The following is a 16,184-nucleotide window of genomic DNA, read 5'->3' as shown; positions in this document are numbered from 1 at the left end:
AAATGGGGAGGAGCCAGGGTGTGGCAGAATTACGGATGGGGAAGTGCTGATCTAAAATGTCAGAATCCCGATAGGAAGGATGAACTAATTAACCGAATTTTTAAAGATATGGCCAAGATTATAGTTGAAAAATTGAAATCAATTATTAAGTAAACATTACTACTGACACAGAAAGTGTTGACTATAAAAATAGATATAAAATGCTAAAGTATTACATCAAAATAGCGCTGCGAGATCAGGCAAAGAACAAACTTTTCTCACTAATCAACATAATCGGTTTATCGGTAGGACTCGCAGTTTCTGTGGTAATTATCAACTATGTGAGCTTCGAGTTTAGCTTTGATAAAATGCACCAAAAAAAGGACCGCATTTATCGGGTCGAAAGTCAGTTTTATAATGGTAATCAATTAACCGACAACTGGGGAACAAGCTCATTTGGGTATGGCAGTGCCATCAGTAAAGAAATAACTGGAGTAGAGGATTTTGTTCGCATTGGGGTTCATAATACGGAGCAGGTTGTTTCATATCAAGAAAAACGGAGTCGCGAAACAGGGATTGGATATGCCGATCCTTCATTTTTTACAATCTTCGATTATAAACTAAAAGAAGGTGCCTATAACGATCAACTGAAACGACCAAATACTGTAGTAATTACTGAAGCAGTAGCCAAGCAATTTTTTACAAACGAAAATCCCATTGGAAAACTATTGACCTTTGCCACGGGAACAAGTTTTTCTGATTTTGAAGTGACCGGTATTCTCGAAGATTTTCCGCCCAATTCACACATACGGTTTAACTACCTAATTTCGTATGAAACCCTGCCTCAATGGCTACGGGAATTTTGGTATATGCACGAAGCCTATACTTATCTGCTCTTAGCCCCGGGTAAAAATCCCAAAGAGGTTGAAGCGCAGTTTCCTGCATTGGCCGAAAAGTACAAAACTGCGGATGCGCTTAAAAGTAAAAAATGGGCAATTACCCTGACCCCCCTTGGCAAAATATATCTTAACCCGCAAAAGCAATACGAAAAGGAAATAAAAGGCAACAGAAAATCGTTGATCACACTAATAATAATTGCTATCGTAATTCTTCTCACCGCTTGGATCAACTACATCAACCTTACCACTGCACGAGCAATGGAACGTGCCAAGGATGTTGGAGTAAGGAAAGTTGTAGGGGCTTACCGTTACCAGTTGATTATTCAGTATCTTATTGAGTCCTTACTTGTAAATTTAATAGCCATCGCAGCAGCGATCATTCTTGTTTTCACACTAAAGCCGGTATTCGATCATATGCTGGGCGAAAACATTGGTCTTTATATTCTCGATGAACCCAAGTTCTGGATATCGGCCATTGTAATTATGGTGTTTGGGATACTGCTTTCCGGATTTTATCCTGCATTTATAATGACCCGGGTAAAACCATCCATTATTCTAAAGCGTAATTATGTAAATTCAGGTTCAGCAGGAATTACCCGGCGGGTGCTGGTTGTTTTTCAGTTTGCTGCTTCCTTATTCCTGATTTGCGGTACATTTATCATCTATCAACAAGTAAAATTTATGCAGGAGCAGGATTTAGGTGTGGACATTAATCAAACCATCATTTTAAAATACCCTGTGAGTCGCTCCGATTTAAAAAATAAGGTGGACATGTTAGCCGAAAAGCTGCAAATGGAAAAACGAATTAGTTCAGTAACGATAGCTGGAGCTGTACCCGGAATGGAAATCGCAACGTTTGCATCCAACCAGATTCAGGGCAAAGGTGCCGATCAAAGAAGTTTGTTCGAGATGTTGCCGGTTGACGATCGTTTTATTGAAACCTTCGACATCAAAATATTGGCCGGTCGTACTTTTCAGAAAGGTTTTGGCAACGAACGCGAAAAAATGCTGGTAAACGAAGCTGCATTAAGCACCCTGGGAATCCCGGATGCCGCCACGGCTATTGGTAAAAAAGTAATGCTGGAGGGAGAGTCTGATCCGGTAACGATTATTGGAGTTGTAAAAAACTGGCACCAACGGGGGCTTAGTAATCCGTACACGCCTGTTATGTTTATACAAAATGATCGGCTTGGATGGGTCGGCCCCAGATATATCGCCATAAAAGTAGCGAGCACTGATTATGATGCGATTTTACAACAAATTAAGCGTAGCTGGGATTCCTATTTTCCTGAAGCTAGTTTTGATTATTTTTTCCTTGATAGCTTTTTTGATGCGCAGTACAAAAATGACAATCGATTTGGTCGAATCGTCGGTGTTTTTACTGCCTTGGCTTTTTTCATCTCCGGCCTGGGTTTATGGGCCTTAGCTGCTTTTACTGCATCCAAAAAAACGAAGGAAGTTGGTATCCGCAAGGTTCTTGGTGCCCAATCGGGTAACATCATTTATCTCTTTTCCAAAGAAATTATTCGACTGATTCTTATCGCATTGCTAATTGCAACCCCGATTTCGTTTATGGTCATGAAAAACTGGTTGCAGAACTACGCTTTCTCCACCAACATAAGCCTGTGGGTTTATTTGGCCGGAGGTGCAGCAACGCTTAGCGTTGCCATGCTTACAGTTTTGTGGCACAGTTGGCGCGCAGCAACGAGGAACCCGGTGGAGGCGCTGCGATATGAGTAACGAGAAGTGCCGAAATCCCGATGTGTTTTTCGCAAGCCCGATAACTTTCGGGACACAGAAAAAACAATCGGGATGGAGGCGTTGAGGGATGAATTTGTCCCTCGGGATCTCCGAGAATGAGGAATAGCCAAAACTTACAAGTTTGGCGACGGGATGCACCGCTAACAAGGTTTAAAAACCTAAAAATGTTTTAATATTACAACGCTATGGCTTCAGAAAGTTTTTGAATTTCCGGGCTTCCCTTTACTTTTTTATTGTAATAGTTTAGGCTTTTTTTAATATTTCTAAGGAATAAATATAAAGATAATCACATGAGGGAAGCACTGATTTTTATCAGTGTCTATTGGGCTTTTAACTCTATTATTTTGCCAATAAATGGCATAATGTTTAATAAGATTGAAATTACGCGTTGCTATTTTTGGCAATAAGCGCGGCTACTACGGCTGCACGCAATCCTCCGTCGATATTTACCACGGTAAGGTTTGGTGCGCAGGAAGCCAGCATTGAAGTGAGCGCGGCCTCCTTGGCTCTAAAACCATACCCCACTGATGTGGGCACCCCAATTACCGGAAGGGCCACCAATGAAGCCACAAAAGGAGCCAAGGCACCTTCCATGCCGGCCACCACAATAACAGCTTTTACTTCTTTTTCTATCCCTTGTTTAACGGCTTCTATCACCCGCGTGGGATGAGCAATCCCCCTATCTTCAAAAACAATGGGGTTTACACCCACGGCTTTTAGTATGAGTTCACACTCATGGCATACCGGGTGGTCTGCAGCGCCGGCACTAATTAATAAAATATAGCCTTTGGGTTCGGGCATAGGGCCCACCACCAAAATATTCTCCCCTTTTATAACAGGATAATTTTGCCCGAATAGCTCAGCCAACTCATCATTGAACTTGCTGCGCGAGATGAGCACACGCGGATGTTTCTTTAAAATATTTGTTGTTATCTCGAGTGTTTGCTCTAGCGATTTGTACTCACCATATATAATTTCAGGAATATTGGTGCGCATGCCTCGGTTCACGTCCAGGATATGTCGGCTTGCCGTTTCTAACCAATCTAACGAAAAATACTTTTGTGCATTCTGCTTATTAATTTCACCTGCCTGTATCTTGTTATATAGTTCGTCAAAAGTCATGTCTTGCTGTTTTATTATTGAAGCAATAGTTTTAATTTTCACCCTGGCTACCTGCCTGGCGGTAACACCGGCCGCAAGCTTTGGCGGACAAAAGCGGACAGGAAGTATAAATCGTTGACGTATTTAAAAGCATGACAATATAAACGGTTAGAGAGAACCGCTTAGGCAGCAGAAAGGCCAACATTAAAATTAAGCCGATAAAAAAATAGCCTACCGAGCTATCGATAGGCTATTTTTTTATCGGCTTCCTCGGCTACTCCACAATACTTACCCAACCGTATTTGTCGGGTTCCTTTCCGTACTGGATCCCTCTAAGTTTGTTGTACAGCTTTGTACTTACGGGCCCTGCAGTGTCGGGGCTTCCAAATGTATACGAAACACCCAGGTCTATGTCGTCAATTTGACCAACCGGACTTATTACGGCAGCTGTTCCACAGGCACCTACCTCGTCAAATTCTTCCAGTTCTTCTAAAGGCACGCGTCGGCGTTCCACTTCAAAACCCATGTCTTGTGCCAACTGAATCAGGCTCATGTTAGTAATACTGGGTAAAATAGAAGGCGATAAAGGAGTAATGTATTTGTTACCTTTGATGGCGAAAAAGTTGGCAGGACCGGCTTCATCAATATATTTTTTTTCTTTGCTGTCCAAATACAATACCGACGAATAGCCTGTTTGGTGCGCTAATTGGCCGGCATACATACTTGCCGCATAGTTACCTCCCACTTTAAGATGTCCTGTTCCTAAGGGGGCAGCTCTATCGTACTTACGACTTATCATTTGTTTGGTGGGTTTAAAGCCTTCTTTAAAGTAAGGGCCAACCGGGGTTACAAATACCACAAAAGTATATTCGTCGGAAGGGGAAACCCCCACCTTGGCACCCGACCCTATTAGCAACGGACGTATGTACAAGGCGGCTCCCGATTCGTATGGCGGAACGTAATCCATGTTGAGTGCTACTGCACGTGACACCGCTTTAGTAAACAATTCAACAGGCACAGGCTGCATTAAAATACCCTCGGCAGATCGCTGTAATCGTTTGGCATTTTCGTCCATACGAAAAATCCTCACCTTACCGTCTACCCCTTTAAAAGCCTTTAGCCCTTCAAAAGCCTCTTGTCCGTAATGTAAGCAGGTTGCAGCCATATGAATGTTTAGCTGATCGGAAGTAGTTTCTTCTAACTCGCTCCATTGTCCATTTTTAAAATAGCTTCGAACGTTATAATCGGTTTTGATATAACTAAACGATAAGCTTCCCCAATCTATATTGCTCATGGAAAAATGATTTAAAGGTAAACTGAATTATTAGCGGTATAAAGCTAAAATAATTAAATGAATAATTATATGACAGAAAGCAACAATTATATCCACTTCTCCATTAATGCCGCCAGGTCATTCAATTTAACCGGTTTGCCTATATAGTCATTCATGCCGGCATCAATACAAACTTCTCGGTCACCTTTCATTGCGTTAGCAGTCATGGCAATAATGGGGATGTTAATTTCTTTATTGCGCAATGCTTTTGTAGCATCCAAGCCATTCATAATAGGCATTTGTACATCCATTAACACTACATCATAATGCCCGCTTCCAATTGTTATCATTTCTACGGCCTCTTTACCATTTTTGGCGATAGCTGTTTTTAAGCCTATTTTTTTCAGCATTTTTTCCGCTATCTTTTGGTTTATCACATTATCTTCTACCAGCAACACCGTTTTATCTTTTATTCGTTCCTCAAACGGCACCTCTTTTTTATTGTTGGTTTCATCCAAGTTTTCATGGGCCTTAAATATGTTATGTATGGCATTAAACAATTGGGTATTATTCACCGGCTTATGAAGTACTTGATCCACCTTATTGGAGTTATAGTTCTCACTCCAATTAGGATCAGAGGTAAATAAGATAACTTTTCCTTTAGGAAGGGTATCCTTTATCAAGTCAATAAAACCCTCGTCCATTTTACCAAAAACATGTGAATCGACAATGACGAGATCCAAATCTCTTTGTTTTTTCATCAGCTCCAATGCTGTTTTTCCATCCGAACAGCTTTGTGACCGTATCCCCCAATTATTGAGTGTTTTTTTCAGCAGGAGTACATTGGTTCTGTGATTGTCAACCAAAAGGGTTTTAATATTCTTGAATTTCTCGCCTTGCAGCTCTTCCGGCGATAGATTTTTATCTATAGTAAAGGGCAGTATAAAGTGGAAAACAGTGCCTGGATTGTCCTGGCTCCAAGCGAAATTCGGATTGGGGCTTTCTACCCAAATTTTACCTCCCATGAGTTCAATTAGCATTTTGGATATGCTTGTACCCAAACCGGTTCCTCCAAACTTACGTGTAGTAGAGCCATCGGCCTGTGTAAACGACTCAAATATTTTTTCGAGCTTATCTTTAGGTATTCCTATTCCTGAATCCTCCACCATAAAATGTAAGGATATTTGATTACCTATCTGCTTGCTCACTTCAACTTTTAGTACTACTTCACCCTCTGCCGTAAACTTTACCGCATTACCCAGGATATTCACTAATACCTGAATTAAGCGGCTCTCATCGCCCATTAAAATAGTGGGTATGGTTTGCTCCACTGTGCTTATGAGTTCTATTTCTTTTTCGTTGGTTTTAAACGACATCTGATCCATTAGATAATCGATAGTTGAACGCACATTGAAGGGGTAGGGTTCTATTTTCATCTTTCCGGCCTCAATCTTGGAGAAGTCGAGTATATCGTTAATGATATTCAAAAGATTTTCGCAGGAACGAGCAATAATAGATACCACATTTTGTTGCTCCTTATTCATTTTACTGTTACTCAGCAACTCGGTTGCTCCAATGATACCGTTCATCGGAGTACGTATTTCGTGACTCATGTTGGCCAAAAACTCCGATTTGGCTTTATTGGCCTCCGCCTCTTTTTGCTGCACTTCTTTCTGAACGCTGATGTCCATAAATGCTTCCAGGTAAACCTTTTGGTTATTAAGATGAATGGGGATAATGTTTTTTAGGATCGATCGGGAACGGTTGTTCTGCTTCACCTCTAACCTTTCTTCGAGCATCGAAACCATGGCCTTGGTGGTGGGATCCATCACGTGCTCCTCTTTTTGGGTAATGAACACCTCGTCATATTCAGTTCCCTGCATGGCCACCAATACTTCGTTCTGATTTTGGTATCCCATAATCTTGGCCGCCGTATCGTTGGCCCGTATAATTTCTTTATTGCTGTTTACTATCAAAATACCTACGGGCAGGTTATCAATGATGGTTTTCATCGAGTCTATGGATTCTTCCAGTGACTGTGTAAGGATACGTTTTTCAGTGATATCTTCTTTAATGGCAATAAAACTTGATATGGTATTTGCCTTGCTTAGCACAGGCGAAATAAGTACTTTTTCCCAATAAAGCTCCCCATTTTTTTTCAAGTTATTCACTTCGCCAGTCCAAATATTGCCTTCCTGTATGGTAGGCCAAAAGTCCGGTGGATAATCTTGTCCACGATGAAAAACATCAATATTATTTTTAATTACCTCCTCTTTACTGAAACCTGTAATTTTTTCAAAACCTTTGTTTACATATTCAACATTGCCCTTGGTGTCAGTAATCATTATCGAAATAGGACTTTGTTCAACGGCCTGAAGCAGCTTTTCATTATTGTCTTCTGCTCGTTTGCGATTTACAATTACATTTTTTATCTGAATAATCAGATAATAGGTCATAATTCCAGCAAATAAAATAAAAACAAAAAGACTCAGATACTTAAAGTTATTGTATTTATTTATAATGTTAATGCTGGCATTGCTCAGCTTTACGCTGTTTTTATTAATATCGTAAGATATTTTATTCTCTATTTCGTTGATACGCGAAAAAAGGCTCTCGGATTGTTTTAAATAAAACGCAATGTTTTGTTCCGCGTTGTCGTATTTGGTCGTGTCATCTTCTAATTTGGCCTCAATAATGGCAGTTATTTTTGCCGCTAAAGTGTTTAAATCATTTACCTTGGGTGCGAGTTCTTTGATTTCGGGTATGGAGCCGGTAAATTTATCCACTTCATATACAATCACCTCAGTAACCAGCTCCTGCTCTTGTAAATTTACAGGCTTTACCTCGTTAAGAATGCCCCCCCGATCTAATATCTCAACGATACTAAGACATTCATTTACTATGTTGGAAATGTTGTTTTGGGTGTTTGTAAGCACCTGTGGGTGTTCAATGCTCGCAAAGTCTTTGAACAAAAGATTTAGTTTTAAGATATTTTTTTGCAATACCTTTTCAATCTTTTGTTTTTGTTCCTGATTGTGTATTATTTTTTGGTACCTCACGATATAGGTCCGGTCGAAATAATTTTCGATAACCAATATTGCCGCTATCGTCAATAAAAAAATAGCGAGCAATAAATAGAGCTTTACAATGATGGGCTCCCCTATATAAAAAGGTTTATTTTGTGAATCTGACTTTTTTACCACAATTTTTTTTCTACTTAATAAATAGAGGGGATAAAATTAAAAAATCAATGATTTACGTCTGTTGAAACCATAACTTTTAAATACACTGATTCCCTCTGCACTTGTTGCATATTCTAAAAACTCCTTGGCCAGCTCCGGGTAATCACTTGTTGAAAGTATCCCGGCATAAATTTCCGACGGTGCATGATTGTCGCCGTAAACACGAAAAACTTCTACCTCCTTACCATATTCATTGTTATACAGGTCGCTTTGCCAATTGACAACAAGTTGCGCTTCGTTGTTTATTAAGCTTTTTACTAATCCCCTGCTGTCGGTTGATAAGGATACGACATTTAGGAGCACTTTGTTATATAAATTTTCACCCTCCAACATTCTTCGGGTATCATAGCCCAATGAGCATGTCTCCGGATTGGCTATTTTAAGAGCATGTTTCTTATCTGCTAAATCTTCCAGGGTTCCGTTAAAACCGGTTGGGTTACCTTTTAACGCCATTATCACCAAATTATTATAGCCTATAAATACAGAATCCACTATATAGTTTAAATATTGATCCGACAATTTTTGGAAACCCGAGCTGGAAGCCGGTAAATACAAATCACCCTTTTGTCTGTAGCGGATTAAACTGCTTAGGTTTTGTGCACAATCGTTATTTAAAGTAACAATACAGTTGTTGTTTAACTCAAAATTGTCTTTGAGCTTTATCAGAGGTGCAACCATAGCATTCTCACAATAAATAATCAACTCCCGTTTTAATACATTTTCCGATATTTCCTTTGCATTCCGGACATCGCTGCAGGTCGGCACCAACAAAACAATTGCTATTAAAATATAATTCACCAAAGTATAATTTACGAATATAGTTTTTGCGCACTTTTTTACGCAAATTGCTTTAACAAGTTAAGGAGAATGAATAGATAGCAAAGATAATTTAGTCTAATTATATTCCGTGTTTATCAAATATAGTTAACGCTTTACAAAGTGCTTCCTTATCCAGCGCGGAACAAGAATCCCACCGATAAATAAATAAGGGTAATAACTGATAGACCGCCAAACAAAAGCCAGGGCTACACCTGTTCCTATGGGTACAATTCCGGCCAGAAACTCTTTGAACACATATTCGGCAAAGCCACTACCTCCGGGTGTAGGGCTCACTATCATCATAATCCACATAACCAATTGTTTTCCGAACACCAGCATATGATCCTCAAAACTGAGGAAGGAAAAGCCGAAAAAAGCGATAATAATAGTATTTACTATCCAGTAACGGCTTATCCAACTTATTGAAGTAGCACAAAAGGCTTTGATCCACTTTTTTGCAGACCAACTTTTAAATTCATTTGAACTATTGATGAGGTCGGAACCAGACTCGTTTGCACCCGGACGCCATCTGCGAATGATCGGGAGCTTGAATATCCATAGTAATAAAAACTTGAGGCCGCGTGGATTGATAAATAAACCGTATGTTAATATTAGGGTGTATATAAGCTTTAGTCCGTAGCCGGTAAGGGCAAATAGTATAAACTGATTTTTATACCAGGGAATGTGCTCCATCACCTTGGTGCCAAAAGCAAAAATATCGCTGCGCCCAATAAAAATAAGCACTATAGGAAAGGCTATTATAAAAAACAGCTCGTCGAGAAAGGAGGTTACCATTACGATAGCCGAACTGCGTCCAACGCGGATACCCTCTTTGTTAAGGAAAAAAATAGCCACACTGGTTCCGCCAACTGCCGATGGCGTAATAGCGGAGGTAAATTCCCATAACATGATTACGGAAAAAGCCCTTCGCCAGGAAAGCTGCTTGTTGGATAACAAACGAATGCGATATATGTAACCTAAATCCCGAATTGCAATCAGCAGAAAGGAAACTATAATCCAAAATAGGGTTTTTAACGATAACTGCAGCAGGTCAAAACTATCCGGTTGGTATTCGCGGTAAAGCATATAACCCGAGAAACCAATCCCAATAATTATAGGTAATATAATCCTTGAGGGCCGTATGCTTTTTATAATTTTTCCGGAGTTGTCCTGCATTGGTAGGTATTATTGCGTGGTGACAAACAAAATTACGCAATAAATTGATACCAAAACAAAAAAAATCGGTGCAAAAAGGAATAAATATGCTTTCCGGAGTAAGATGCCGATTGTTAAATCAACACGTACATCCGGGTATACTACAAAAAAAGCACCCCCATTAACTATGAGAGTGCTTTCTGTAAAACCGGTGGGCCCACCTGGACTTGAACCAGGGACCCCCTGATTATGAGTCAGGTGCTACTAACCAACTGAGCTATAGGCCCGGCATTGTTATGCAAATATCATTTTGTATATTGCGGATGCAAAAATAGTAAGTTATCTGAAATATTCAAACACATTAGTACTTTTTTATGAGCAATTTGCACAACAAAAAAAACATCCTATTCGATTTAGGAAATGTAGTAATAGATATAGACCTGAATATCACCCTTCAACGCTTTAAAGAGTTAGGATATGAGTTTGATGGAGATTCTTCGGGTATATTTCAAAAATCACCGTTCTTTAAAGAATTTGAAGAAGGACGGATTACTTCAAGCGAATTTGTGAAGTCAGTAAAATTAAAGATGCCCAAAAATGTAAGCGACAATCAAATAGTGGACGCCTGGAATGCCTTGCTGTTGGATTACAGAACGGATAGAATAGAAACTATTTTAAAACTAAAAAAAACGCACAAAGTAATTTTGCTGAGCAACACGAACGAACTGCACATACAAAAATGTGGCGATAAAGTGCCCTTGGTGGGTTCACTGGATAAATTATTCGATAAGGTTTATTACAGCCACATTATGAAAATGAGCAAGCCCAACCCGAATATATTTGCAGCACTGCTCAAGGATGCAGATATTAAAGCGGATGAAACCTTATTTTTGGATGACTCTGCTGCCAATGTAACCACAGCAGAGCAAATGGGCATTGAATCCTGGTTGATAGAATATCCCGATCAATGGGTACCAAAAATTAATGCCCTTATGGGATGGTAGGGATTTAAGTTTTAATAGGGCGCTGCTTGCGGCTTACCTACATGCCAAAAAGCGAGTAATTATACCGTTGATTAGTATAAACTGCAATACCCCGGCAACTTGAGTTGCCGGTTGCTTATCTTTTAATTAGAAGCCACACATTCTCGTATCCGGGCTGTTTTTTTTCATGAGCCAGCTCCTTAAATGCGGTTTCTCTGTCGGCAAAACCTTTATACGAAACTTTGTAGAAATCGGCATTTTCGCCCCACTTTCTTACAATAACTTCCGAATCAAAACCTTCCTTTGTTAGTTCATCCTTATAGGCCATTGCATTGGATTCCTTTTCAAAACTGGCTCTAATCAAAAAGTATTTATTATCCGGTTTCTGAACCACAACCGGTTCCGGCTTGGGTTCAGGAACTGGTGGCATTGTATCCTTAGCTACAACCACCGGCTTAACCACCTCACGTTTAGCCGTTTTTTTTATTTCCTCTTTTTTATTGCCACAGGCACCCACCAGCAGGGCACAAACAACAAGCATAACTAACACCTTGACTTTCATAACAAATAGTTTTAAGGTTTCTAAAGTAGAAATTTTAACTTAATTAACCACAAGTTACTTCTTTTTTATCCCAAGGAATAAGACTTTACGATCATTTAACAAATTTATATCCCACCCCTTTTATTGTAGTTATATGATGCTGTCCTATTTTTTCTCTTACTTTTCGGATATGCACATCAATGGTTCTGTCGCCCACCACAATATCATCGCCCCATACACCTGCGTATATTTCGTCGCGTGTAAAAACTTTATCCGGCTTTGATGTTAATAATATCAGCAGCTCGAATTCTTTTTTTGGTAACATCAATTCTTCACCTCGGTTTACAATGATGTATCGCTCGCGGTCAATTACCAAATCTCCAATGGTAATTACCTGCGGTATTTCTTCGCCGGATACCGGCATTTCCTGCTTGTATCTTTTTAGCAGCGCTTTAATTCGTGATACAAGCACCTTGGGCTTAATTGGTTTTGAGATATAATCGTCGGCACCCGCTTCAAACCCGGCTATTTGAGAATAATCTTCGCCTCTTGCTGTTAAAAAAGCAATAATGGTATTGTCTAGTTCCGGTATTTTTTTTATTTCCTGGCAGGTTTCAATTCCGTCTATCCCCGGCATCATTACGTCCAGAATAATGAGCTGCGGCAATTCCCTTTTGGCTATTTCAAGTGCTTCGTGTCCGCTGTGCGAAATTAACACCTCAAAACCTTCCTTTTTAAGATTATAGCCCACAAACTCTAAAATATCGGGCTCATCATCTACCAATAAAATTTTGTTTTTATCTATCTGCTTCATTATTTTATTAGCTTGTATTTTGCAGTTAAAGGTACTCAAATGATTTAAGGAATATGCATAGGGCAAACACCTTAGTTTTGTGCGGCGATAAAAGCCTCTCCGGAAAGAATGCGACGCAGGCAATTGCCACGCTATAACTTGAACTTCTTCACCATCCTACAGACCGAGAGCCATTTACTAAATAACCTATACAAAAAAGCAAAGGTAAAAGAGCTCTGACTGTTCAATAAAAAACATCTCACTTTAAAGCTCATTCAAAAACAGCAATATCATTAATATAGCTTGTCCCACCGCAGCGGGGCCCCCGGTACTACAAGGGTAAAGGTTGAACCCGCACTGCAACAGCATAGGTATGCTTGTCATGTCCAATTTAAAAGTTAAACAGAAAACCCTCCTTATTTTTTTGCCTTGTCAAGGGTAATAGTAAAGCTGGTACCTTTGCCATAGGTACTGGTTACATTAATGGATTGATTATGCGCCTCTATTAAATGTTTTACGATGGCCAAACCCAGGCCAGTCCCCCCCTGCTCGCGCGAGCGGCTTTTATCCACCCGATAAAAACGCTCAAAGATACGGGGTATATCCTCCGGCCTTATTCCTATGCCATTGTCTTTAATCTCTATTAAATACCTGTTGTCCATATCGTAAAAGTTAACACCAGTTTTACCCCCCTGTTTTCCATGACTTATGGAATTACCCACCAAATTACTGAAAACCTGATACAAACGATGCTTATCGCCCCTTACCATCAACTGTTTGCGGCCCAATTTATTTAGTTGTAAATCAATTTCTTTGCTGTCTGCTCTTATTTCGTGCGAATCAAAAACATCCTCGATAAGTTGAAAAAGGTTAAAATCCTCCATATTAATATCCAGTTCGCCAGCTTCCAACTTCGATATACTCTCCAAGTCTTCGATGATACTAATCATACGATCAATGCTTTTTTCGGTACGCTTAAGATACAAGATATTAATGTTGCTATCGTTGATACCCCCGTCTAAAAGCGTGAGTATGTATCCCTGGATATTAAAAATAGGTGTTTTAAGTTCGTGCGACACGTTGCCCAAAAAATCTTTCCGATATTTTTCCATCTCTCTAAGCTGATGAATTTCCTGCGTTTTGCCCTGCACCCAATCGGTAATTTCCTGGTTAACCTCTTTAAAAGGATCTTTATCGCTTTTAAGCGTAATCGCCAACCGGGAGGGCTTCACGTTATGTATCGTTTTATAAATAGGTTTAACCTTGTATTTAATAAATCTATTGATAAAATACCCGGTATAAAAACTGTAGGCAGCAATTAAAACCGGAACACTTACCAACAAGGAAATATAAATATTAGGCGAAAAGTAGTTGGCTATAAAAAACAATAAAGTCCACAAAAAATAATATAAAGTGGATAAAATGGTCAGTCTACGGAATGTAATATTTTTCATTAGGATAATATTAAAGCAAGCGATATAATCACAAATGATTTATCTTTGAGGTAAATTTAGTGTTTTATGTATTATCCATCTCTTTTTATTCGTACGATTGAAACAATTTTATTGAAGGCTGATGTTTATGGTTTTGTTGTGATATTGCTTGCGTTAATCCTAGTTGCTTTTGTTTCCTATAAATATATCCGAAACAACAACTCGAGCAGCAGCGATGCCACAAAAGAAAAAAAGCCAGCCCCAGCCTTCGACGTGAAAGATATGATGGAGCCGGGAAGCGAAAGGATACGCAGGCATATTCTGGAAACTTCAAAAATCTATATCATGATTATCCAGGGCTTTGCCGATGGAAATGAAAAACAACTGAAGGCAACCTGTAAAAAAGTAAGCTACCTGGAAAAATCGATGAGGCGCATCAAAGAGGATCTTTTTAACAGTTTTACCCTTTTATCGGCCGGAAAATATGACACGGCTCATTATTTTATACAAGCGATGGACTACCTGGGCGAGCTTACCAGTCCTTTAAAACAAATAGCCCAGCCTGTTTACAGCCATATACTTAAACAACACAAAGGTTTAACCGAATCGCAAAAAGAAGATATTCTGCTGCTCATGGAAGAGGTAACCGGGTTTTTCAATTACCTGGTACACATTGAAAAGGAACAAAAATTTGATGCCGTACCTGAAATGATTGAAAGACAAAAATATATTGTTGAGATGATTGAAGCGCTGCGGATGAAACAGATAGAACGACTTATTCAGGGACAAGGAAAAACCCGATCGAGTATTTTATTACTGGAATGCTATGCCGAATCGAAAAACCTTATCTTATTCACCATCAACCTACTAAAGGCTCATCGCGATTTCCATAAGCTCTCGTAGTGGCTATCAAGCAGCTGATAGAGACCAGTACGTAAGCTACTACCTATCCATATATTGACAAGCAAATTTCCGTACCAGCCGCTATCTACTGATGTTACATCTCCTGCATGCGTCTGCACATCTTCGCAGGCCTACCCTGGCGATAGTTGTACCTGCAAAGTTGTTTAGATGGCTTATAAAATGAATATCAACACTTTATTCGTTGTAAACTCTGTTCTCCTGTTCGGCAACCCTGATAAAAGTTGTTCGTTTTGAGAGTTCCTTTAATTTCTGCGCACCAACATAAGTACAGGTACTCCTCACACCGCCCAGTATATCGTTTATGGTGTTATGCACCGAGCCGCGATAGGGCACATCAACTGATTTACCCTCACTGGATCTATATTCGGCCACTCCTCCCACGTGCTTCTCCATAGCAGTTATCGAGCTCATGCCATAAAACTGTTTGTATTGCTTTCCATGTTTCATAATGGTTTCGCCACCACTTTGGTCGTGTCCGGCCAGCATACCGCCCAGCATAACAAAATCGGCACCTGCTCCAAAAGCCTTGGCCACATCGCCGGGGACCGAGCACCCACCATCGCTTATTATCAGTCCGCCCAAACCGTGAGCGGCATCGGCACACTCGATAATAGCCGACAACTGAGGATATCCCACACCGGTTTTTACCCGTGTTGTGCATACAGAGCCGGGACCAATGCCTACCTTCACAATGTCGGCACCACCCAACAACAGTTCCTCCACCATTTCGCCTGTAACAACATTGCCCGCGATAATAATTTTATCGGGGAATTGCTTCCGTGTATTTTTTACAAAACTCACAAAATGTTGTGAATATCCGTTGGCCACGTCAATACAAATAAACTTCAATTGCTTATGGGCTTCCATAATAGAAATAACGCTTTGCAAGTCGTCACTTCCGGTACCCGTGCTGACCGCAATATAATCCTCGATACCTTGAGGAGCTTCTTTTAAAAAAGTATTCCACTGCGCTACCGAATAATGCTTATGAATGGTGGTAAACAAACCCTTTTCGCTCAGTGCCAGAGCCATTTCAAAAGTACCTACTGTATCCATATTGGCAGCCATAATGGGTATACCACTCCATGTGGCGGTGCTGTGCAAAAACTTAAACGTACGTTCCAGGCTCACCTGCGATCTACTTTTTAAGGTGGAACGTTTAGGACGAAACATAACGTCCTTAAAACCTAATTTAATATCATTTTCTATTCTCATATCTTTAAAAAAATTACACAAAAAAGGTTGATGAAAAACCATCAACCATTAAAAACAGTCTATTTT

At 39.9% G+C, this 16,184-nt stretch carries 12 protein-coding genes and 1 tRNA gene; 3 read left to right on the top strand and 10 right to left on the bottom strand.

Annotated features, from left to right (window positions below; genetic code table 11):
* The first annotated feature begins 200 nt into the window (after positions 1 to 200).
* Positions 201 to 2,618 carry an ABC transporter permease gene (locus FN809_RS08230; RefSeq protein WP_142533019.1) on the top strand — a complete coding sequence of 806 codons (2,418 nt, stop codon included), beginning with the start codon at positions 201 to 203 and terminating at the stop codon, positions 2,616 to 2,618.
* Positions 2,619 to 3,020: 402 nt separating this feature from the next.
* Here the strand turns inward: FN809_RS08230 and larB are convergent, their stop codons facing one another.
* The 6 genes from larB to FN809_RS08200 form a co-directional block, all read right to left on the bottom strand.
* The gene (gene larB, locus FN809_RS08225; protein WP_142533018.1) at positions 3,021 to 3,761 is read right to left on the bottom strand and encodes a nickel pincer cofactor biosynthesis protein LarB; all 741 of its coding nucleotides are present in this window, start codon (positions 3,759 to 3,761) and stop codon (positions 3,021 to 3,023) included.
* A gap of 253 nt (positions 3,762 to 4,014) precedes the next feature.
* Positions 4,015 to 5,034 (bottom strand): branched-chain amino acid aminotransferase, encoded by a 1,020-nt coding sequence (locus FN809_RS08220; RefSeq protein ID WP_142533017.1) that lies wholly within the window; start codon positions 5,032 to 5,034, stop codon positions 4,015 to 4,017.
* An 86-nt stretch (positions 5,035 to 5,120) separates the two neighbouring features.
* A complete protein-coding gene (locus tag FN809_RS08215; protein WP_246095537.1) occupies positions 5,121 to 8,216 on the bottom strand; it encodes a PAS domain-containing hybrid sensor histidine kinase/response regulator in 3,096 nt (1,031 codons plus the stop codon).
* Between the two features lie 36 nt (positions 8,217 to 8,252).
* On the bottom strand, positions 8,253 to 9,053 hold the full coding sequence (gene modA, locus FN809_RS08210; protein WP_142533015.1) for a molybdate ABC transporter substrate-binding protein: 801 nt from the start codon (positions 9,051 to 9,053) through the stop codon (positions 8,253 to 8,255).
* A gap of 126 nt (positions 9,054 to 9,179) precedes the next feature.
* On the bottom strand, positions 9,180 to 10,250 hold the full coding sequence (locus FN809_RS08205; protein WP_142533014.1) for a lysylphosphatidylglycerol synthase transmembrane domain-containing protein: 1,071 nt from the start codon (positions 10,248 to 10,250) through the stop codon (positions 9,180 to 9,182).
* A 191-nt stretch (positions 10,251 to 10,441) separates the two neighbouring features.
* Positions 10,442 to 10,516: transfer RNA gene (locus tag FN809_RS08200), tRNA-Ile, on the bottom strand.
* Between the two features lie 87 nt (positions 10,517 to 10,603).
* On the opposite strand from FN809_RS08200, the gene FN809_RS08195 reads away from it, so the two are divergent.
* Positions 10,604 to 11,233, top strand: coding sequence for an HAD family hydrolase (locus FN809_RS08195; RefSeq protein ID WP_142533013.1), 630 nt, complete (start codon positions 10,604 to 10,606; stop codon positions 11,231 to 11,233).
* A gap of 115 nt (positions 11,234 to 11,348) precedes the next feature.
* Here the strand turns inward: FN809_RS08195 and FN809_RS08190 are convergent, their stop codons facing one another.
* From FN809_RS08190 to FN809_RS08180, 3 genes are all read right to left on the bottom strand, one after another.
* Entirely contained in the window at positions 11,349 to 11,774 is a 426-nt protein-coding gene (locus FN809_RS08190) for an SPOR domain-containing protein (RefSeq protein ID WP_246095535.1), read from the bottom strand.
* A 91-nt stretch (positions 11,775 to 11,865) separates the two neighbouring features.
* Positions 11,866 to 12,567, bottom strand: coding sequence for a response regulator transcription factor (locus tag FN809_RS08185; RefSeq protein WP_142533012.1), 702 nt, complete (start codon positions 12,565 to 12,567; stop codon positions 11,866 to 11,868).
* A gap of 395 nt (positions 12,568 to 12,962) precedes the next feature.
* The gene (locus FN809_RS08180) at positions 12,963 to 14,000 is read right to left on the bottom strand and encodes a sensor histidine kinase (protein ID WP_142533011.1); all 1,038 of its coding nucleotides are present in this window, start codon (positions 13,998 to 14,000) and stop codon (positions 12,963 to 12,965) included.
* A 66-nt stretch (positions 14,001 to 14,066) separates the two neighbouring features.
* On the opposite strand from FN809_RS08180, the gene FN809_RS08175 reads away from it, so the two are divergent.
* Positions 14,067 to 14,882, top strand: a complete 816-nt coding sequence (locus FN809_RS08175; protein ID WP_142533010.1) for a hypothetical protein — start codon at positions 14,067 to 14,069, stop codon at positions 14,880 to 14,882.
* A 195-nt stretch (positions 14,883 to 15,077) separates the two neighbouring features.
* On the opposite strand, the gene FN809_RS08170 is transcribed toward FN809_RS08175, so the two are convergent.
* Positions 15,078 to 16,118, bottom strand: coding sequence for a GMP reductase (locus tag FN809_RS08170; protein WP_142533009.1), 1,041 nt, complete (start codon positions 16,116 to 16,118; stop codon positions 15,078 to 15,080).
* Positions 16,119 to 16,184 lie beyond the last annotated feature (66 nt).

Source organism: Saccharicrinis carchari (assembly GCF_900182605.1).
Taxonomy (GTDB): Bacteria; Bacteroidota; Bacteroidia; order Bacteroidales; family Marinilabiliaceae; genus Saccharicrinis; species Saccharicrinis carchari.
The sequence above is the reverse complement of the archived record's forward strand: the minus strand, read 5'-3'. Positions and strand labels throughout refer to the sequence as shown.

Bases quoted from the DNA above. Each gene is read 5' to 3' on its own strand.
- FN809_RS08230 (WP_142533019.1), top strand. From the start codon at position 201: ATGCTAAAGTATTACATCAAAATAGCGCTGCGAGATCAGGCAAAGAAC.
- larB (WP_142533018.1), bottom strand. From the start codon at position 3,761: ATGACTTTTGACGAACTATATAACAAGATACAGGCAGGTGAAATTAAT.
- FN809_RS08220 (WP_142533017.1), bottom strand. From the start codon at position 5,034: ATGAGCAATATAGATTGGGGAAGCTTATCGTTTAGTTATATCAAAACC.
- FN809_RS08205 (WP_142533014.1), bottom strand. From the start codon at position 10,250: ATGCAGGACAACTCCGGAAAAATTATAAAAAGCATACGGCCCTCAAGG.
- FN809_RS08195 (WP_142533013.1), top strand. From the start codon at position 10,604: ATGAGCAATTTGCACAACAAAAAAAACATCCTATTCGATTTAGGAAAT.
- FN809_RS08190 (WP_246095535.1), bottom strand. From the start codon at position 11,774: ATGAAAGTCAAGGTGTTAGTTATGCTTGTTGTTTGTGCCCTGCTGGTG.
- FN809_RS08185 (WP_142533012.1), bottom strand. From the start codon at position 12,567: ATGAAGCAGATAGATAAAAACAAAATTTTATTGGTAGATGATGAGCCC.
- FN809_RS08180 (WP_142533011.1), bottom strand. From the start codon at position 14,000: ATGAAAAATATTACATTCCGTAGACTGACCATTTTATCCACTTTATAT.
- FN809_RS08175 (WP_142533010.1), top strand. From the start codon at position 14,067: ATGTATTATCCATCTCTTTTTATTCGTACGATTGAAACAATTTTATTG.
- FN809_RS08170 (WP_142533009.1), bottom strand. From the start codon at position 16,118: ATGAGAATAGAAAATGATATTAAATTAGGTTTTAAGGACGTTATGTTT.